Below are 18,843 nucleotides of genomic sequence, written 5' to 3'. Positions count from 1 at the left end.
ATGCTATTTGATTATTCACGTGAGCCTCATTCTGATATTGCTTTTGTGGATATGAAAAGTTTTTATGCCAGTTGTGAATGTGTCCGTCTGGGGCTCAATCCCTTGACGACTTCCCTTTGCGTCATGAGTCGGAGCGACAATTCAGCCGGCCTAATTTTGGCGAGCTCTCCCGTTTTCAAACAAGTCTTTGGCAAGAAAAATGTCAGCCGTAGCTACGACCTACCTTTTGACCTCAAAACCAGAAAATTTAATAGCTACGTCGCCAAAAAGCAAGGATTGCCTACAGATCCAGCTTTTATTGCATCCATTGAATCCTGGGCCAAGCGGACTCTGATTGTGCCTCCACGGATGAATGCCTACATTCAGGTCAATATGGAGATTCAAAAAGTTTTTCAGGAATTTGCAGCACCAGATGATATTTTCCCTTACTCGATTGACGAAGGCTTTATCGATCTGACCTCTTCCTTAAATTATTTTATTCCAGATCCCTCCCTCTCTCGAAAGGAGAAACTGGATCTCCTTTCTGCCAGAATTCAAAAAAGGATTTGGCAGGAAACTGGAATCTACTCTACCATCGGTCTCAGCAATGCCAATCCCCTTCTTGCCAAGCTAGCCTTGGACAATGAAGCCAAGCATTGCCGAAATATGCGCTCCAATTGGTCTTATGAAGATGTAGAAAGTAAGGTCTGGAAGCTGCCCCAGCTCACTGATTTTTGGGGCATTGGAAGTCGTACTGAAAAGCGATTGCAAAAAATCGGGATCACGTCGATTGCTGAACTGGCTCAGGCTCACCCAGATCTCTTAAAGAAAGAATTCGGAGTCATGGGTCTGCAACTGTGGTTCCATGCTCATGGCATTGATGAAAGCAATGTCCACAAGCCTTATCGTCCGAAGTCACGAGGCATTGGCAACTCTCAAATCTTGCCCTATGACTACCATCTACAAGCCGATATTGAACTGGTGTTTCGGGAGATGGCTGAACAGGTGGCTATTCGCTTGCGACGGAAAAAAAAGAAGACCCAACTGGTCTCCATTCATGCCTCCTACTCCAAAATCGAGGGGCTTCCGTCCATTCACTGCCAGCAAAAGATTGAGCCTACCCAATCCACCAAGGTTTTATCCGATACGGTTCTGCGGCTCTTTCGCTCCAAGTACGAAGGAGGCGCTATTCGGCAGATTGGTGTTTTTTATGGAGAACTTGTCGAGGAGTCTCTTCAACTCTTTTCTCTCTTCGATGATCCAGTAGCCCTGGAAAAAGAGGAAAAACTCCAGCAGACGATTGACCGCATTCGGGATCAATTTGGCTTTACCTCTCTTCAGAAAGGATCCTCACTACTAGAAAACTCACGCGCCATTGCACGCAGTAAATTAACAGGCGGACATTCCGCAGGAGGCTTAGATGGATTAACATGATTGACCGTTCTTATCTCCCTTATCAATCCGCTCGCGAATTTCAAGATCGTGGCATGGCCAAATGGGCCGGCTTCTTTTTATCCGAACACACAACTGCCCTGCATACAAAAGAAATTGACCGCAGTCAGCTCATGATTCTTCCACTTGCTGAACAGATCCAGCTCCTGGAGCAGGCCTTTCAACAACAAACGACGATTTCGATCACAACTCTAGAGGGGAATCAATTTGCTACCTACACAGGTTCGATTCACACCTTATCTGCTTCTGAGGTTCTTCTCAAAAGCGATGGCCACTACCACCGTCTCCTCGTAGACTCTATCATTTTTATTGAATCTGAGGAAACACCCTATGAAACCTATTCAGACTAAACACGAATTACAATTTGATTATTTTTCGGAGAATTACCACCAATTTGAGATGGACTTTTACAAGTGGGCCGCTACTTCTACGCCGCTCGTCTTTTTAGAAGATGATATCCTCCACTCTATGGCAGCAGGCCAGCGAAACTACTTTCGTCTTCACCACACCAAAAGTCGGGATCATCGAGACCATTATTTCTATTTTAAGGTTTCCACACTCTCCCAATCACCCCTGACCCGTATTTACGCTTATACAGGACATCACTTACAAAAGATAGATCCTCATCAGACAGAGAAAAAGGATAGCTTGATCTGAGAAGCTATCCTTTTTCTTAATTTATGGGATTCACTACAGTCCTTACGAGTGATTAGAATCCATCTACGTTTGTGTAGATTTTTTGTACGTCCTCGTCGTCTTCAAGAACGCTGTAAAGTTTTTCAAATGTTTCCAAATCTTCACCTGACAACTCAACTTCTGATTGAGGAATCATTTCCAATTCTGTTACTTGGAATTCTTCGACACCTGATTCACGCAAAGCAACGATTGCTTTGTGAAGATCAGTTGGAGCAGTGTAGACTGTGATCGTTCCTTCTTCTGCTTCGACATCATCTACATCCACATCTGCTTCAAGCAAAAGCTCAAAGATGGCATCAGCATCATCACCAGCAAAGACGATAACTCCCTTGTTGTCAAAGAGGTAAGATACAGAACCTGAAGCTCCCATGTTCCCACCGTTTTTACCAAAAGCAGCACGGACATTGGCAGCTGTACGGTTAACGTTTGAAGTCAAAGTATCAACGATCAACATCGAACCATTTGGTCCAAATCCTTCGTAACGTCCTTCTGTAAAGGTTTCGTCTGTATTTCCTTTTGCCTTATCGATCGCTTTATCAATCACGTGTTTTGGCACTTGTGCTTGTTTCGCACGGTCAATAACGAATCTCAAAGCAGTATTTAGTTCTGGATCTGGTTCACCCTTTTTAGCAGCTACATAGATCTCCACACCAAATTTAGCATACACTTTTGAGTTGGCACCATCTTTGGCAGTTTTTTTGGCAACAATATTGGCCCATTTACGTCCCATGAGGATTCTCCTTAAATTTTTTCAAATTATTTTCAATCTTTTATATTATATCACAAATCATCGAAGTTAGACTAGATTTTTCTATTTTTAGAAAGGGGATTTTATAGGAATTTTTCTTCGAGTTGGAAACTTTAAAGAGCTATCCTAACTATCAAAAAGATACTCTTTTAAAGACTTAATAATGATCTTTAAATGACAGAAAAGCGACACCTGACTCATCTAGCATATAAATCAGGCGATTCTCTGCATCAATCCGTCTTGACCATGCTCCTTGAAAGTCATATTTCAAAGGCTCAGGCTTACCAATCCCTGCAAATGGGTCCCTTTGGATCTCTTTGATAAGGGTATTGATTCGCTTCAGTGTTTTTTTGTCCTGACTTTGCCAGTAACAATAATCCTTCCAGGCATCTTCTGTAAACTTGAGTAACATCTGTTACCCCTCAATCTCATGGAGTTGAACCTGACCAGCTCGGACTTCTGCCATGCCCCGCAAGACCTTATCTGACAATTCCTTGTTCTGAGCTAGTCTCAGGGTTTCTTGTAGGCTGTCCCACTCGCTCTTAGAGATGACCACAATATCTTCGTCTGGATTCTTATTCACGACCGTCAAAGGCTCAAACTCATCATTCACCTTCTTCATATAATCCTTCAAATGATTGCGGAATGTTGAATAAACGACTGCTTCCATTGCCATACCTCATTCTACCTCTTTTCTATTATTATACATGAAAAAGAAAAACTTGTCAGGAACTTGTACAAGTTTTCCCTTCTCCAATTAATTATTCGTAAAAAATTTCTAAATTTGGTAAAAAAAATCTACTGTCTAAAGGAATTTTTAGACAGTAGATAAACACTGTTTCCGCGCATCATCACTTTCTTGCCTTACGTGAATGTGGACAGAGAAAATTTACGTCAGACTGTTGATTCTTCCACCCTCACTGGCACCCGACCCCAGATCTGCTCTGGCAATTGGGGATGGCCTAGTTGATACACCTGATCGGCTTGCTGGGTCAAACTGTCCCAAGGTTCCTTACCGATTCGGGTCACCAAGTCCACTTGACCTTTTAGTGATTTGAGGTGAGCTTGTCCCTTTGCGGAAAATCCTAAGACATGAATGGCATCGGGAAGAGATTGATCCATCGCCCCTACCAAGATGTAGGTCAAGATGCGGCGCACACGCGCCTTGGTATAGCGCTTGGTTGCGACTTTCTCCACCAGGTCTTCCACAGAACTAGCACTTCGAACCGCATCCTTTATCCGATTGGCCAGTTCCTCATTGACCTGAAAAATCTGTGTCAAATCCGGACGGGTTAGGATTTGATAACGGAGCAGTTGGTCATAATTCTCCCAAGATACCTGTGGAGCCGACTGAAAGAGTTGGCTATTGGGCATGAATCTAGCAACAAAGTCCTGATCTTCCTTGTGTAGGCGTAGACTAGTCGCAGAAGCATAGGCCACTTCTTTTTCTTCTGAATGGTAGCCCGCACCCTGGCGCTGGACGGGCTTAAGCGCAATCCCCTTCCCAGCACAAGCCTTGGCATAAGCCAGCCCTAGAATATGATTGGGAGTATCTCCTGTGAACTCCACTCCAGCAAAGGTTTCCCACATTTTTTGGGTCTTTTGTGGATAAGATAAATCGTCTGGAAGACTTCGCAAGAAACCTTCCATTTCCGCTCCTTTCTCCGAATAAATAGTCGCAATCGCTTGGTAATCCAAGACTTCTTCTGTCCCAAAAATCAATTGGTCAATTCCTAGACGGGACAAGATTTCTACCGCTCCCTTGGCAAAATGATCAGCCGACTGAACAGCCACAAGAAAGGGGAGCTCGACCACCAGATCCGCTCCATTTTCCAAAGCCATCTGCGCGCGAATCCACTTGTCTACAATGGCAGGCTCGCCACGTTGAACAAAATTTCCGGACATGGCCACAATCTTCAGCCCGTCTGCCTGTTTCAACAGGTACTTGTGACCATTGTGAAAGGGATTAAATTCTGCAATAATACCTATAACTGTCATGCTGTCCTACTTCTGTGCTACAAAAAACCATCGTTTGCTGGTCTTTGTTGGCGCTTTGTCTTCAAAGTCTGCATACAATTTGAAAGATTTAAAGCCAGCCTGCTCCAATAAAATGTCATAGGTTAAAACTTCATAGGTGCGTTCCTCATGAACTTCATCGTGGCGACTAAAGCTGCCATCCTCTTCTTGGACAAAGAAGGTCAGCTCATGGACGATCGAGTGAGGGGCCGCGTCCTCGTAAGTATCCCAGAGCATGGCAAAGTCTTCTGCGTTTTCGTGGTAAGAATAGCCTGGGAAGACCTCATCTGTCTGATAGGTCGAATGGACATCAAAGATAAAGACTCCGTCCTCATTGAGGGCATTATACACTTCTTCAAAGACATCCCCTACTTCTACCTCGTCCTGCATATAGCAGATAGAATCCGAGTAGCAGGTCACGAAATCATAAGTGCCTGCTTGCGACAGGTCCAGCATATTGCCCTCGATAAAATCAATCTTCTGCTTGGCTGAAGCAGCTCTTTTTTCAGCAATTTTCAGCATGTCAGCACTCAGGTCTAACCCCGTCACATCAAATCCAGCTTGAGAAAAGCGAACAGACTGAATCCCTGTCCCACAAGCCAATTCCAGTAATTTTTTCCGATCCTTGCTTTTAGGGAGATGCCGGAGAGAAAAATCCGTCCACAAATCATACAGACTGTCATCCATGACCGCATCATAGACCGCCGCAAAGGTTTCATAAGTCGCCATATTCATGATACCAAGTCCGCCCGTAATCCGATAGAAAATTAGGAGCACGACGATGGAGCTAAGCTCCAAGGAGAGCTATCTATTTTCCGAGGATTACAGGACGGGTTCAAATCCTTTCTAAGATACAAAGAGCCTTAAAAGCATAGAGAAAATAGGAAACTTTCTGCCGTATCATCAGATACAAAGGAAGTTACTCTTTTTCTCACAGCTTTTAGCTCGTGTTCAATTATCAAATTAACCAAACACGAGGCCCCATCCTTTCTTTCCATAGAATTTCAATTTAACCAACAAAACTCAGTTGCTACCAACTGAGTTTACCTGCTTATGCTAGGGCTGCTGAAAGATCGACAGCACTTGCTTCGTGCCATAGCTTTTCTAGGTTATAGTGGGCACGCATTTCTTCTGAGAAGACATGAACCACTACACCACCTAAGTCAAGAAGGACCCAACCTCCAGCTGAATCACCTTCGACGTGGCTGGCATTGCCACCAGCTTCAACGACCTTCTCGCGAATATTTTCAGCGATAGCCTCCAATTGACGGCTATTCATAGAGCTTGCGATGACAAAGTAGTCTGTCACGCTGGTTAAGCTTTGAACATCCAAAGCCACAATGTCTTCTGCACGCTTTTCATCGGCTGCTTTGACAACTAGTTCAAGTAGTTCTTTTTCTTTCATGTAATCCTCTTTCCTTAAAAAATTGATTTGTAATCTAAGACATCCGCAAAACGTTCTGCCCAAATATTTTCATAAAATTCATTAAGCGTTTCTGCCGGAATATCCTCTCCATCAAAGGTTGTGACAGCTCCTTCTGGAATAACCAACTTATAACCGTATTCAAACCCCACTTTGACGGATGTATCGACACAATATTCTGTCTGCATACCACACAGGACCAGTTGTTCAATCCCTTGTTGATCCAAGTATTCTTTTAATCCTGTCTCTTTAAATATGCTATTGTATCGCTTCTGAAATACCTTCTCATCTGCCTGCCTCTTCAACAGGGGCGATAATTGCCAATCTTCCGAAGTTAAAGCCTCTGGCGTTTCAATATGCTGTATATAGATGATTTCAATCTGCTCTTTTCTAGCCTGATCTTGCAAATAAGCGATCTTCTCTAAGAGCTTTCCTGTCTCAAAACCTGTTTCCACTAAGATATTTTGTACATCAATAATGATAAAAGCTGTCTTCACTCACTGCTCCTCTTTCAAATACTTCACAAAGGCGTTATAGGTTTCAAGGGTTTGGGGATAAATGGGCAATCCTTGGTGGGCCAGGTGTTCGACTGTGCGAGCCGTCTCATAGGCCACGGCACGATCCAAGGAGACTTGGGCAATGTCGCGCGCCTGATCTACCCCTGGAAAGGCCCGGTTGTGCTCAATGTAATCTGCCACATAGACAATCTTGTCTAAGGTCGACATCTGTCCACTCCCCACGGTGTGAATCTCAATACTGCGAAGAATGGCTGGATCTGTCAGTCCGAGGTCTTCTTGGATCTTGTAAATCCCGACCATCCCATGCCAGACATTGTTGCCCCAGTTTTTTAATGCTGGATCCAGCTCATAGCGATCGATCAAGTCCAGAAATTTCTGATCTGATAATTTCTTGGCATAGTCATGTAAGAGACCTGCTAGGCCAGCCTGCTCTTCATCAGCCCCATAGCGTTTGGCCAAGTCACGCGCAGCCTTCTCAACCCCTAAACAGTGAGTAAGCCGCTTTTCTGGCAGGATTTGACGCATTTTTTCAAGCAAGACCTCACGAGAAAAGCCGAGATAGTTTTCATAGGTCATTGATACAAACCTTCTTTCTTGATGTAGTCCAAGACTGGTTTTGGCAACATAAAATTCGGCGTCCGACCCTTGGCTACAAAATCACGCACCATACTAGAGGAGATGTCCATTAGAGGAACGTCCACCCAGATCACCGGATAAGAAGTCCCTGCCTTATAGCGTGGTCGCTGGACCCCGACAAATTGCACAATCTCCACCAATTCATCGATGCGGTGCCATTTGGGTAAATAATCCACCATATCTGCACCAATAATGAAGTAATAATCTGTGTCTGGATCCCGTTCATTGAGCAAGAGCATGGTGTCGTAGGTATAGGAAATCCCTTTCCGCTCGAGTTCAATCGTCTCGATCTCCAGACCTTCAATGCCTTCAATGGCTAATTCCAGCATCTTAAGGCGATGGTGCTCTGCAATCGTCCCCTTGGCATCGACATGCGGCGGCTCATACTCAGGCATCAAGAGCACCTTATCTAACCCTAATTGTTGGCGCACTTGATCCGCAACGACCAAATGGGCATTGTGGACCGGATTGAAATTTCCACCCAAAATACCAACTTGTTTGCGTTTCTTGTCTTTGATCTCTGGCTCTAACTCTACCTTGGTAAAGGGAGTCAATAGTTCAATTGCCATAGGTTTGCTCTCCTCGATGTCTTAAATTTCTTTTACCTTCGCTGAAATTTTACGATTTTCTTTTTTGCTCGATTGTTTAAACAAGATGAGAATCCGACCAATCTTTTGGACCGTTTCCACACCGATTTCTTCTTCCAAGATTTCTGCGACTTCATGGATATTCTCATCCGTATTTTGAAGAAGAGTCACCTTGATCAATTCGCGCGCATCAAGCGCTTGGCGCACACTGGTTTTAATTTGGTCATTGAGCCCATTCTTCCCGATTTGGATAATGGGTTTGAGGCTGTGGGCTTGGCTATTGAGGAAAGCCCGTTGTTTAGATGTTAATGTCATATTTTTACTTCCTTTTTTGATTGTTATTTTAAGTGGTGGGGACGGCCGGAACTAATTTTTCAAAGATCTCATCTTTGAAAAATGGATTTCCTCACCTCAAAATGGAGCCTTGGTCTCCATTTTGCCCTTGCCAATCTCACGATTGGCAACTACACCACGGCAATAACGATCTCTTTATGAGCTCACTTTGTTCGCTCTTCAGATATATTTTTTCCTGTTTTTTTAAATAATAGCTTTGCGGGTAACGACGGCAACGCCTTTTGGTGCCCAGACAGCTACTTTAGCTTCTCCATTGACGCGGAGCCAGCCGAGTCCTGAGATGACCAGGTCTGTCTTGTCCTTAATGGTAAACTCATGAGAAACCAAGGGTGGGAACTCTTCTTTTTCTTTGCTATTAGGTGGAGTTAGCAAGCCACCAACATGCTTGTCATAAAAGGCGGTCGCGCCCTCTAGCTTGGTTCTGTGAAGCTTGAGTTCGTTGTCAAAGAAGGCGGTGAAACCTTGTTTTTCCCCCTTAATAAAGTCAAAACGTCCCAAGCCACCCAAAAAGAGGGTTTGCTCTGGATTGAGCTGATAAGTCTTAGGCTTGATTTCCTTTTTAGGGCTGACATATTTGAGATTTTTTGCTGTCAAGTAATGAGCCATCTGGTGGCGATGGATAATCCCTGGTGTATCGTAGATGTAGGATCCATCGTCCAGTGGGATTTCAATCTTGTCCAGTGTCGTCCCTGGGAAGCGAGAAGTCGTAATGATATCCTTGTCTCCAGTGATTTCTTGGATGATTGCATTGATGAGGGTCGATTTCCCAACGTTGGTCACACCCACCACATAGACATCACGTCCCTTGCGGTACTGTTCAATCTTTTCCATTAAGTCCTTGATCGCACTCTTGTTTTGAGCAGAGGTGAGGACCACATCGACAGGACGCATGCCTTCTTCGTGGGCCCGCTCCATCAACCAATGGGTCACCTTGCTATCCTTGACAGACTTGGGCAAGATGTCTTTTTTGTTTCCGACCAAGAGAACATCATTTCCTGCTACAAAGCGTGGTAAGCCTGGGATAACAGATCCATTAAAATCAAAAATATCCACTACATTGACCACGAGAGCATCACTATCTCCTACCTCGTGAAGGAGTTTTAGGAAATCATCATCCGTCAGATGCACATCTGTTATTTCATTGTAGTGACGCAGACGGAAACAGCGTTGGCAATAAACTTCGCCTGTTTCCAAACCCTTTTCAAGAGCTGATTGGGGAGTATAGCCTAGCCCCTCTTTGTTTTCTGTCTGAATGGGGGCTCCACAGCCAATACAGAATAATTCTTCCATTCTTAAATTCCTTTTTTATATACAATTGGACCATATTTTTCGGCCATTTGCTTCATGACACGGCGTTCACGCGCCCGGTTGATCTGCGTCTTGATGGAGTCATGCTCAACCAAAGGCTTGACCAAAATCGAACGAATGCCTGCACGATGGGCAGCCCGGATATCGGTCATCAGTTGATCTCCGACCATGACCACTTCATTTTTCTCATAGTGGAAACGTTTGAGGGCACGATCAATCCCAAAAGTAAAGGGCTTGAGCGACCAGGCTTCATAGTCAATATCAAATTTCTCAACAGCGCGCTTGACCCGTTTGGGGCTATTATTAGACACCACGATAACCCGAATCCCTCCATCACGAAGGTCATGCAACCACTGGCGCATTTCAGGAGTCCCATCCGGATTATTCCAAGCAATCAAGGTATTATCCAAATCCACAAGGACCGCCTTGATACCCTGTTTTTTCAAGTCTGCAACGGTGAGATCATAGGCTGCTTCCACCGCAAAATCTGGTTTGTAATTTTCGATTGACACGTTTTTCTCCAAACATTCGTATTCTCCCCATTATAGCATAAAATAGGCTTTTTAGCACGGATGACTTGATCTCAGAGGAGAGATCTACTCATAAACAAATGGAGAAGGTCTTCCTTACTTTTTTAGACAAAAAAACTTTCCAAAAAGGAAAGTTCTAATGTTAGAGTGGAGAGCCGTTTTATTCACAATTTGGACTTTTTTCCATTCTTTTCTTCCTGCGAATTCTTATAATATATGAATTGAAGGTCGCTAACAATACTAGTAGCACCTACTTTTTCTTCTCTTTCGATATGAAGCACTTTAGAAAATTTCTGAAAATCACTTTCTTCAACACTTGGTGCAATACGAATATCTACAGATTGCCAACTATCATCTTTCACTTCATATCCAACCAAAACAATCACAAAGTCATTTCCAACCTGCTGTCGACCTGATAGCAACATGGATGCTTTTCCAAACAACGCATCATAATATGTTGGATTAGATACCGCAAATAGGATAATATCTTGTCTTTTTAATTTTCCATCAACACTGGCTATGGGAATTTTATCAATATTCTCAATCATAGGTAAAACGGTGTCACGTTTTAACCCTTCAAAACTCCATTCATTGTTATAATCTGATTTGGGATTCATGATTTTATCATAACTGTATAGATACTCCGCACCCATACTAAGAAAGAATAAGACAAAAGGAATACAAGTAACAATCAGGACACGTTTTTTATTCCCAGCTAATAGATCAAACATGACATAACTGAAATAAATTAATAACCCCCAGGAAAGTGTATTTTGATTGACGAAAGTATCTCGTACATTCGTAAAAGCTATTTCCCATAATTTCTGATGGTATAAATTTATATATTCTTCCACTACATCCTCCTCTAATATCTATGATGCTAATTCGAGCCTCAATTACATCATTATACCATCTTTTAAGGCTTTCATCACCTCCATCACCAGAGCTTACAAATAGACAAAAAAATGGTATAGTAGAAGAAAAAACTACGCGGAAGAGTTATGATAACAAAAGAAAAAAAATTGAGGGAGGTATCCCCTCTTCTCCAGCACATCATTAATTGGTCGTCCATCATTGGGGCTCTTGGGACCTTGGCCTTTTGTATCTGGGCCTACTTTTCTGGCATCCTTCAATCCAAAGAAACCTTGTCAGCTTTTATTTTGCAAGCCGGAATCTTCGGGCCACCGCTCTTTATCTTTCTTCAGATCCTTCAAACAGTGGTCCCTATTATTCCTGGCGCCCTGACATCTGTAGCAGGTGTCTTCATCTACGGCCATATTATCGGGACCATCTACAATTACATCGGGATCGTGATTGGCTGTGCCATTATCTTCCACCTAGCCAGAATGTATGGACCTAAGTTCGTCCAATCCATGGTCAGTCAGAAAACCTACGACAAGTACATTGGCTGGCTCAATGAAGGCAAGCGGTTCGATCGCTTCTTTATCTTCATGATGATCTGGCCGGTTAGTCCCGCCGACTTCATCTGTATGCTGGCAGGTCTGACCAATATGACCTTCAAACGCTACATGACCATCATCATCCTCTGTAAACCCATCACCCTCGTCATCTACACCTACGGCCTGACCTATATCATCGATTATTTCTGGAAAATGGTCTAAAAATAGGTTACTTAAACTTTTTCTCTTACAGAATCATACAAAAAACACGGCATCCCGCCGTGTTTCTGTGTTTATTTAACCAACTTCTTCATCTCATCAATACGTGCAACGGTCGCATCATATTTAGCTTGGTAGTCGGCTTGTTTGTCGCGTTCTTTTTGGACGACTTCTGGTTTGGCATTGGCTACGAAGCGTTCGTTAGAGAGCTTCTTACCGACCATATCCAGTTCTTTTTGCCATTTGGCTAATTCTTTTTCAAGACGAGCCAATTCTTCTTCGACATTGAGAAGGTCAGCAAGTGGCAAGTAGATTTCTGCCCCTGTGATGATGCTTGACATAACCAAATCAGGTACCTCTACATCTGCTGCAATTTCCAAGTGTTCTGGGTTTGTGAAGCGTTTGATGTAGTTGACATTATCATTGAAGAAGGCATCGAGCTTAATGTCGCTTGTCTTGATCAAGATAGTGATTGGCTTACTTGGCGCTACGTTCACTTCTGCACGTGAGTTACGTACTGAACGAATCACATCTTTAAGAGCTTCTACACCAGCTGCTGCTTCTTCATTTTCAAATTCTGGACGAACCACTGGGTATTCCGCAGTCACGATCGTTCCTTCAGAGATTTGGCCGTAAATTTCTTCAGTCACGAATGGCATGATTGGATGAAGGAGACGCAAGATTTGGTCCAACGTATAAAGAAGAACTGAACGAGTGATGACTTTTTCGTCCTCATTGTCGCTGTAAAGCACTTCCTTAGTCAACTCAACATACCAGTCCGCAAACTCATCCCAGATGAAGTTGTAGAGGATGTGACCAGCCACACCAAATTCAAACTTATCAAAGTTTTCAGTGACTTTTCCAATCGTTTCGTTAAGGTTATGGAGAATCCAGCGGTCTGTCACGTTACCTGCTTGACCAGCAGCCACTTTAGCCACATTTTCACGCGCCACATCCAGGGTCAAACCTTCATTGTTCATGAGGATGTAACGAGAGATGTTCCAAATCTTGTTAATGAAGTTCCATGATGCATCCATTTTCTCATAAGAGAAGCGCACGTCTTGCCCTGGTGCAGAACCGTTTGAAAGGAACCAACGAAGGGCATCCGCACCATATTTCTCGATAACATCCATTGGGTCAATCCCGTTACCGAGAGATTTAGACATCTTGCGTCCTTGCTCGTCACGGATCAAACCGTGGATAAGAACATTCTTAAATGGTTGGCGTCCTGTGAATTCCAATGATTGGAAGATCATACGAGACACCCAGAAGAAGATGATATCGTAACCTGTTACCAAGGTTGAAGTTGGGAAGTAACGTTTGAAATCTTCTGAGTCGACATCCGGCCAACCCATAGTTGAGAATGGCCAAAGGGCTGAACTAAACCAAGTATCCAAGACATCTTCGTCTTGTTTCCATCCGTCACCTTCTGGCGCTTCTTCGCCAACGTACATTTCACCTTCAGCATTGTACCAAGCTGGGATTTGGTGACCCCACCAGAGCTGACGAGAGATCACCCAGTCGTGGACATTTTCCATCCATTGAAGGAAGGTATCGTTGAAACGAGGTGGGTAAAATTCAACCTTATCATCTGTGTCTTGGTTGGCAATGGCATTTTTCGCCAATTGATCCATCTTCACAAACCATTGTGTAGACAAACGTGGCTCAACCATAACCCCTGTACGCTCTGAGTGACCAACTGAGTGGGTCATCTTCTCAATCTTAACAAGGGCACCAATTTCTTCTAACTTCTTGATAACAGCCTTACGAGCTTCAAAGCGGTCCATGCCATTGAATTCACCAGCCAATTCATTCATGGTACCATCATCGTTCATAACGTTCACTTGCGGAAGATTATGACGTTGACCAACCAAGAAGTCATTAGGGTCGTGGGCAGGAGTGATCTTCACCACACCAGTACCAAACTCAGGGTCTGCGTGTTCGTCCCCTACGATTGGGATTGGCTTGTTCAAGATTGGCAAGATAACATTTTGACCAATCAAGTCTTTATAACGGTCATCATTTGGGTTAACCGCTACAGCAGTATCCCCAAACATCGTTTCAGGACGAGTTGTTGCTACTTCAAGGGCACGTGAACCGTCTTCCAACATGTAGTTCATGTGGTAGAAGGCACCTTCGACATCCTTGTGAATAACCTCGATATCAGAAAGGGCTGTACGGGCTTTTGGATCCCAGTTGATGATAAATTCACCGCGGTAGATCCAGCCCTTCTTGTAAAGGTCCACAAAGACCTTGCGCACGGCTTTTGACAAACCTTCGTCAAGAGTGAATCGTTCGCGAGAGTAGTCTACAGAGAGCCCCATCTTGCCCCATTGTTCCTTGATAGTAGTGGCATATTCGTCTTTCCATTCCCAGACTTTATCAAGGAATTTTTCACGACCGAGGTCATAACGGCTGATGCCTTCGCCACGCAAGCGCTCCTCAACCTTAGCTTGAGTAGCAATACCTGCGTGGTCCATACCTGGAAGCCAAAGCGTATCGAAACCTTGCATGCGTTTTTGACGGATGATGATATCCTGTAAAGTTGTATCCCAAGCGTGACCAAGGTGGAGTTTACCAGTCACGTTTGGTGGTGGAATAACGATAGAGTATGGTTTAGCCTTTTTATCGCCTGAAGGCTTGAAAACATCTTCGTCAAGCCATTTTTGGTAACGACCAGCCTCAACCTCGGCTGGATTGTATTTAGGTGAAAGTTCTTTAGACATGTGTGTGTCCTTTCTAGTTATTTCTATTTTTAATGTTGATCTTGAGTTTCCCACTCACTCTTCAGCAAGCCATATCTCAAATCATCACAGCGGTTGCCTTGAGCATCTTTGCGGTCTCTTATGCGAGCTTCAAGGATGAAGCCAAGTTTCTCAGCGACTCGTTGACTTTGAAGGTTGTAACCAAAGCAAGACAGCTCAATCTTATGAAGCCCCAGTTCTTTAAAAGCCAGGTTAATCAAGGCACACGCTGCTTCGGGTACATAGCTTCGCCCCCAATAGTCTGGATGCAAGGTATAGCCAATTTCCAGCACATCATCTTCGTAGCGATGGTTGAAGTCAACAGAGCCAATGATTTTATCGGTTCCTTTGACCACAATGCCGTAACCAGCTGGAAGATTTTCTTTTTGATTGCGATCGGGAAGGATATGCTCTAGATAATAGATCTCGTCTTCCAAGGTCTTGACGGGTGGAAAACCTGCTGGGTAAGAGACTTCTGGAAGACTAGCGTAAGCATGGATGTCCTCTGCATCAGCCACTGTTCGGACTCGTAAGACCAGACGATCCGTTTCGATTCGTTCTGGCAGTTCAGCTCTTGTCATTCTTCTTCCTCGCTTTCTTGATAAAGCACCCCATGGGATCGACTCGGTCATCTAGATAACGGTAAACACGCTGATGGCCGTCCCCCATAAAGTAAGTCGGCGCAAAACGGTCATTTTTAAAATGCCCCTTGTCATCTAAGAGCTCTGGATCAGCCAGTCGCTCAAGAATCTTAGCAAAGATATGGCAGATGCCATCTTCCTCGACAATCCGATCTACCTGGCAATCCAAAACGACTGGACAAGCCTCCAAAATCGGAGCCTGAGTCCGTTCAGAAATCTCGTAGTCTAGCCCTAGGTGTTCCAACTTCTCCCGATGGCTGATAAACCCAGCCTGCTCCATCTCAAGCATAAAGTTTTCATCAGGGATGTTCACAGTGAACTGTTGATAATGCTTAATCTGGTTAGCCGCATTTTCCTCACTACCAACCCCGATGACCAGCCAATCTCCCAGGCTATAAGAGGAACTGCAGGTCGTGATATTGTGCCCAAAGTTCTGGTCCTGATACCCCAAGATGAAGATCGGAAAACCATAGTAGAGTTTACTGGTGTTAAAAGATTGTTTCATGACAAGCTCCTTTGGCTAGGCTGCAACAAAAAAATCGCCCCTGTCATCAATCTGACAGGGACGAATGTTTTGATCCGCGGTACCACCCAATTTCGGGCAATGCCCGCAACTTTGTTTATTTCATTTTCATCCATTAGCAACCAGTTTTGACACATTTGTGGACTTCTCAGCACCGCCACTTTCTGTAAAATGTGGGACTCAAAACACCTCTAACAGGTTCATTTTAGCAAGTTTTCCTGGAAATAGCAAGAAATCATAAAAGCGATTATTTAAATTTAACGCCTAGTTCTTTCAATTTCTTGATTGTAGCTGGGCCGATTCCTTTAAGGGCCAACAACTCTTTTTCTGTCCAGTTTGCGAAGTCCGCAACAGAGCGAATACCTTCATCATAGAATGTTTGCGCACGATCAAGTGCCACACCTTCCAAACTTGCAGCAAATTCTTCCACTGAAGAAGCCGCTTGTTTCACTTCTTTCGCCACTGCTTTTGTAGCTTTCTCAACCTTTTTAGGTGTTTCTTTCACAGCTGCAGTTACAGTTGCGACAGCTTTTTTCAAAAGATGTCTATTTTGATGTTTGTATTGTTTCGCACGGTTTACGTTCTTCTTTGCCATTTTTCCTCCTAAATTCAGTGATCAATTCCTAAGGCAACAAGGTTTCATCACTATCATTCCATTCAAAAATCCGTTGATGTCATTTCAACTTTTTTATTGTATCACAATCCCCTAAAAAATCAAGTCATTGCTCAATTTTCAGGTAAATCTAGCTAGTAAAACGCCTTCAATAAGGTGTTTTTAATATTTTCTTTCACCAAAGAGGCCATCTGGTAAATCATGAAATCCTTTTCCAGCATGGAAATTTTCGAACTTCCCTTGCAAGAACTGATAAGCGTCCAAACGGCTTTCATAGCGAATCATAGCGATTTTAGCTCGTTCATCCTGGTCTTCATCAAAAACCTTCTTACTTTCTTCGAGAGCCATTTCATTGATCATGACCTGGGTCTTGATCCACTCCTCAAACTCCTTCATAAACTCTGTTTCGTAACTCATCTTTACTCCATTCCTCTATAAAAATCCGTATCGATCTCCCGATAAGGTTGAATGTCCTGAACATATTCCAAAACACCTTGAAACTCTCCAGCTTCATCACGCACGGCTGCATAGGTGACATGGACAAATTTCCCACGCGATTCGGATTTGAACCACATTTCATACTTGTCTTTTTTCCCTTCACGAAGCCCCTGCATGATGGCTTTGACCTTCTCCAAATATTTTGGAGGGTGACACAGTTCAACATTGCGTCCTACCTGAGATGGCGTCCTCTTAAAAATCATTTCCTCAAAAGGCGCTGCATCATTGTAATATTGGAAAATATCATCCTTATTGACAAAGGTGATCTCCATTGGTAACTGGTTCAAGATTAAATTCGCTTGCTCCACCGATAAAAATCCATGACCAAAAGCTTGTGGCTGCTTGCGATCGAAGCTCTCTTCTTTTTTCTTAGGCGTGAAGGTAATCGTCAATTGTCCCTCAGGAGTCTCAATGACCTGACGGTGCTCATCTCCTTTTGAAGAAGGAAGTGGTTCAGTTGAACCTTCTGACTCTTTCGACGCTTCCTCCTTGAAGTCCACACGTTTCGGCACCCATTTCTCACTTGGGAGAATAATGGCATAACCATAAGCATCACTTTCTTCTGCAATGGAGAGCCAGTCATCCTGGGTAAAGGCCTCCAGCAAAATCATCAAGAGGATCGACTCTTCCTTGAAGATCATGCCCTCAAACTCTTGTGCAAAGGCTTCAAAGCGTTCCTTGACTTTAGAAATACTAGAATCCGGTAATTTCTTTGCCGCATACAAAGCTTTCGCAAAGAGTTCCCGAATCTGGTCATCTACTCCCCACATCACTTTTGGTGGGGAATCATGCCCATATTTTTCCATAATCGGAAATATCAACTCTTCCTTACGACGGTAATGCCGGTCAAATTGACCCACCAAGCCCAGCTGACGTAACAAGCCCTTATGAATCTCCTGAATCATCTCAGGATCCTCAGTTGTCTCATAATTGTCTAGCAAGCGGCGTACCCGCATCATAGCCGCACGAAGGGCTAAGTTCTCCTGTTTAAAGATTTGAACAGGATGACCAGGGTGGTCGGTATCTGCTACTTCGACCCCTTGAACCGCATTCTTAAAGAGATTGGCATGGACATCACAAAGCTCCATAACATCTTCAAAAGTAACCCCTGCATCGGAGTTCATCAGTTCATGCTCCATAAGAGAGATTTCAATCGCAGAAACCCCTGAAAAGGTCGCATCAAAGCGCTCCTGAACCGACTCAGGGGAAGCTCCATGATGAAGCTCTAATAAGATATCTCTTAAGACATGAATTCGTTCATCACTCATTGATCTAGCCCCACTACTTCATAGCCATTGGCCTCTAGTGTTCGCACAATCTTCTCCATAGGAGTACCTTCTAATTTTGATCCTTGTTTTAAGGAAACCTTGCGCCCAACTGTATTTCGCATGATCGGATTGGCTAAGGGTTTAAAGCCCAACTCCACCAACAAATCCAATACCTCCGGATGTTGATCAATAACTTGAGCAACTGGAATCGATACATCAATAACATTGTCCATTTATTTATTTCCTCTACTCATTCCCTTTATTTTCTCTTTGACGAGCCCGTTCTTCTCCCCACCAAAGAGGCATCAATTCACCTAAAGTAATGGTCTTACGACTCTCATAATCCACCATAAATTCTAGATGACGATTCTCAGCATCTAGCTCAAGGAGAAATTCACGACAGGCCCCACAAGGCATCCCAGAACCTTCTCCATAAGGAGGTTTGTCTCGAAAAGCAATAATGCGCTTGACCTTGGTTTGTCCTGATTGTTGATACATGTTGAAGAGGGCTGCTCGTTCGGCACATAAATGAAAGACGCCACAGGTTCCTTCCATACAAAAGCCCGTAAAAATCTGACCATCTGCAGCCTCAACAGCAGCAACCACATGTCGAGCATAGACAAAATCTGAAACCTCTTGAGGCGCATAGAGAGCTTTCGCCTCAAGATAAAGTTTTTCCCAAATATCCAT

General features: G+C 43.7%; 25 protein-coding genes. 4 read left to right on the top strand and 21 right to left on the bottom strand.

The features are described 5' to 3' along the window. Genes TZ97_RS01610 through TZ97_RS01600 form a run of 3 tightly spaced genes read left to right on the top strand, consistent with a single transcriptional unit; the run spans position 1 to position 2,088 of the window. Positions 1-1,413, top strand: a complete 1,413-nt coding sequence (locus tag TZ97_RS01610) for a Y-family DNA polymerase (protein ID WP_045759152.1) — start codon at positions 1-3, stop codon at positions 1,411-1,413. Next, entirely contained in the window at positions 1,410-1,781 is a 372-nt protein-coding gene (locus TZ97_RS01605; protein ID WP_045759151.1) for a hypothetical protein, read from the top strand. The genes TZ97_RS01610 and TZ97_RS01605 overlap by 4 nt, the downstream gene beginning before the upstream one ends. After that, positions 1,762-2,088, top strand: coding sequence for a DUF5960 family protein (locus tag TZ97_RS01600; protein WP_003005875.1), 327 nt, complete (start codon positions 1,762-1,764; stop codon positions 2,086-2,088). The genes TZ97_RS01605 and TZ97_RS01600 overlap by 20 nt, the downstream gene beginning before the upstream one ends. Positions 2,089-2,140: 52 nt before the next feature. Here TZ97_RS01600 and TZ97_RS01595 read toward each other — a convergent pair whose 3' ends face one another. From TZ97_RS01595 to TZ97_RS01535, 13 genes are all read right to left on the bottom strand, one after another. After that, on the bottom strand, positions 2,141-2,857 hold the full coding sequence (locus tag TZ97_RS01595) for a YebC/PmpR family DNA-binding transcriptional regulator (RefSeq protein WP_003005873.1): 717 nt from the start codon (positions 2,855-2,857) through the stop codon (positions 2,141-2,143). A gap of 175 nt (positions 2,858-3,032) precedes the next feature. After that, on the bottom strand, positions 3,033-3,287 hold the full coding sequence (locus tag TZ97_RS01590) for a Txe/YoeB family addiction module toxin (protein ID WP_013903192.1): 255 nt from the start codon (positions 3,285-3,287) through the stop codon (positions 3,033-3,035). A gap of 3 nt (positions 3,288-3,290) precedes the next feature. Continuing rightward, a complete protein-coding gene (locus TZ97_RS01585) occupies positions 3,291-3,545 on the bottom strand; it encodes a type II toxin-antitoxin system Phd/YefM family antitoxin (RefSeq protein ID WP_003014291.1) in 255 nt (84 codons plus the stop codon). Positions 3,546-3,769: 224 nt separating this feature from the next. Beyond that, positions 3,770-4,873: a nucleotidyltransferase gene (locus TZ97_RS01580; protein WP_045759150.1), complete on the bottom strand. Its 1,104-nt coding sequence runs from the start codon at positions 4,871-4,873 to the stop codon at positions 3,770-3,772. A 6-nt stretch (positions 4,874-4,879) separates the two neighbouring features. Continuing rightward, entirely contained in the window at positions 4,880-5,620 is a 741-nt protein-coding gene (locus TZ97_RS01575; protein ID WP_282184847.1) for a class I SAM-dependent DNA methyltransferase, read from the bottom strand. A gap of 322 nt (positions 5,621-5,942) precedes the next feature. After that, the gene (gene rsfS / locus TZ97_RS01570; RefSeq protein ID WP_003014310.1) at positions 5,943-6,296 is read right to left on the bottom strand and encodes a ribosome silencing factor; all 354 of its coding nucleotides are present in this window, start codon (positions 6,294-6,296) and stop codon (positions 5,943-5,945) included. Positions 6,297-6,310: 14 nt separating this feature from the next. Then, on the bottom strand, positions 6,311-6,811 hold the full coding sequence (locus TZ97_RS01565) for a cysteine hydrolase family protein (RefSeq protein WP_045759149.1): 501 nt from the start codon (positions 6,809-6,811) through the stop codon (positions 6,311-6,313). Then, positions 6,812-7,408, bottom strand: coding sequence for a bis(5'-nucleosyl)-tetraphosphatase (symmetrical) YqeK (gene yqeK, locus TZ97_RS01560; RefSeq protein ID WP_045759148.1), 597 nt, complete (start codon positions 7,406-7,408; stop codon positions 6,812-6,814). Beyond that, on the bottom strand, positions 7,405-8,037 hold the full coding sequence (locus TZ97_RS01555; protein ID WP_003012335.1) for a nicotinate-nucleotide adenylyltransferase: 633 nt from the start codon (positions 8,035-8,037) through the stop codon (positions 7,405-7,407). The genes yqeK and TZ97_RS01555 overlap by 4 nt, the downstream gene beginning before the upstream one ends. Before the next feature lie 21 nt (positions 8,038-8,058). Beyond that, positions 8,059-8,370 (bottom strand): ribosome assembly RNA-binding protein YhbY, encoded by a 312-nt coding sequence (gene yhbY / locus TZ97_RS01550; RefSeq protein ID WP_003005853.1) that lies wholly within the window; start codon positions 8,368-8,370, stop codon positions 8,059-8,061. Between the two features lie 222 nt (positions 8,371-8,592). Further along, positions 8,593-9,699, bottom strand: a complete 1,107-nt coding sequence (gene yqeH / locus TZ97_RS01545; RefSeq protein ID WP_045759147.1) for a ribosome biogenesis GTPase YqeH — start codon at positions 9,697-9,699, stop codon at positions 8,593-8,595. Between the two features lie 2 nt (positions 9,700-9,701). Beyond that, the gene (locus TZ97_RS01540) at positions 9,702-10,229 is read right to left on the bottom strand and encodes a YqeG family HAD IIIA-type phosphatase (protein WP_045759146.1); all 528 of its coding nucleotides are present in this window, start codon (positions 10,227-10,229) and stop codon (positions 9,702-9,704) included. Between the two features lie 182 nt (positions 10,230-10,411). Further along, complete coding sequence (locus TZ97_RS01535; RefSeq protein WP_052690129.1) at positions 10,412-11,101, bottom strand: hypothetical protein; 690 nt, start codon at positions 11,099-11,101, stop codon at positions 10,412-10,414. Between the two features lie 147 nt (positions 11,102-11,248). Here TZ97_RS01535 and TZ97_RS01530 point away from each other — a divergent pair, with 147 nt between their 5' ends. Beyond that, the gene (locus TZ97_RS01530; RefSeq protein ID WP_045759145.1) at positions 11,249-11,869 is read left to right on the top strand and encodes a TVP38/TMEM64 family protein; all 621 of its coding nucleotides are present in this window, start codon (positions 11,249-11,251) and stop codon (positions 11,867-11,869) included. A gap of 71 nt (positions 11,870-11,940) precedes the next feature. Here TZ97_RS01530 and TZ97_RS01525 read toward each other — a convergent pair whose 3' ends face one another. The 8 genes from TZ97_RS01525 to TZ97_RS01490 form a co-directional block, all read right to left on the bottom strand. Beyond that, complete coding sequence (locus tag TZ97_RS01525; RefSeq protein ID WP_045759144.1) at positions 11,941-14,592, bottom strand: valine--tRNA ligase; 2,652 nt, start codon at positions 14,590-14,592, stop codon at positions 11,941-11,943. A gap of 29 nt (positions 14,593-14,621) precedes the next feature. Then, entirely contained in the window at positions 14,622-15,191 is a 570-nt protein-coding gene (locus tag TZ97_RS01520) for a GNAT family N-acetyltransferase (RefSeq protein ID WP_045759143.1), read from the bottom strand. Beyond that, positions 15,178-15,756 (bottom strand): flavin reductase family protein, encoded by a 579-nt coding sequence (locus tag TZ97_RS01515; protein WP_021152723.1) that lies wholly within the window; start codon positions 15,754-15,756, stop codon positions 15,178-15,180. The genes TZ97_RS01520 and TZ97_RS01515 overlap by 14 nt, the downstream gene beginning before the upstream one ends. 265 nt (positions 15,757-16,021) lie before the next feature. Then, positions 16,022-16,369 (bottom strand): helix-hairpin-helix domain-containing protein, encoded by a 348-nt coding sequence (locus TZ97_RS01510; RefSeq protein ID WP_021152722.1) that lies wholly within the window; start codon positions 16,367-16,369, stop codon positions 16,022-16,024. 180 nt (positions 16,370-16,549) lie between these two features. Next, positions 16,550-16,804 (bottom strand): DUF1912 family protein, encoded by a 255-nt coding sequence (locus TZ97_RS01505; protein WP_013903179.1) that lies wholly within the window; start codon positions 16,802-16,804, stop codon positions 16,550-16,552. A gap of 2 nt (positions 16,805-16,806) precedes the next feature. Beyond that, the gene (locus tag TZ97_RS01500) at positions 16,807-18,153 is read right to left on the bottom strand and encodes a DUF438 domain-containing protein (RefSeq protein WP_045759142.1); all 1,347 of its coding nucleotides are present in this window, start codon (positions 18,151-18,153) and stop codon (positions 16,807-16,809) included. Beyond that, on the bottom strand, positions 18,150-18,386 hold the full coding sequence (locus tag TZ97_RS01495; protein ID WP_003014300.1) for a DUF1858 domain-containing protein: 237 nt from the start codon (positions 18,384-18,386) through the stop codon (positions 18,150-18,152). Before TZ97_RS01495 ends, TZ97_RS01500 begins: the two co-directional genes overlap by 4 nt. A gap of 13 nt (positions 18,387-18,399) precedes the next feature. Then, a complete protein-coding gene (locus TZ97_RS01490; RefSeq protein WP_021152718.1) occupies positions 18,400-18,843 on the bottom strand; it encodes a cytidine deaminase family protein in 444 nt (147 codons plus the stop codon).

Source organism: Streptococcus parasanguinis, assembly GCF_000963275.1.
Classification (GTDB): Bacteria; Bacillota; Bacilli; order Lactobacillales; family Streptococcaceae; genus Streptococcus; species Streptococcus parasanguinis_B.
Note: the sequence above shows the minus strand (reverse complement) of the source record. Positions and strands in the feature narration are given on the sequence as shown.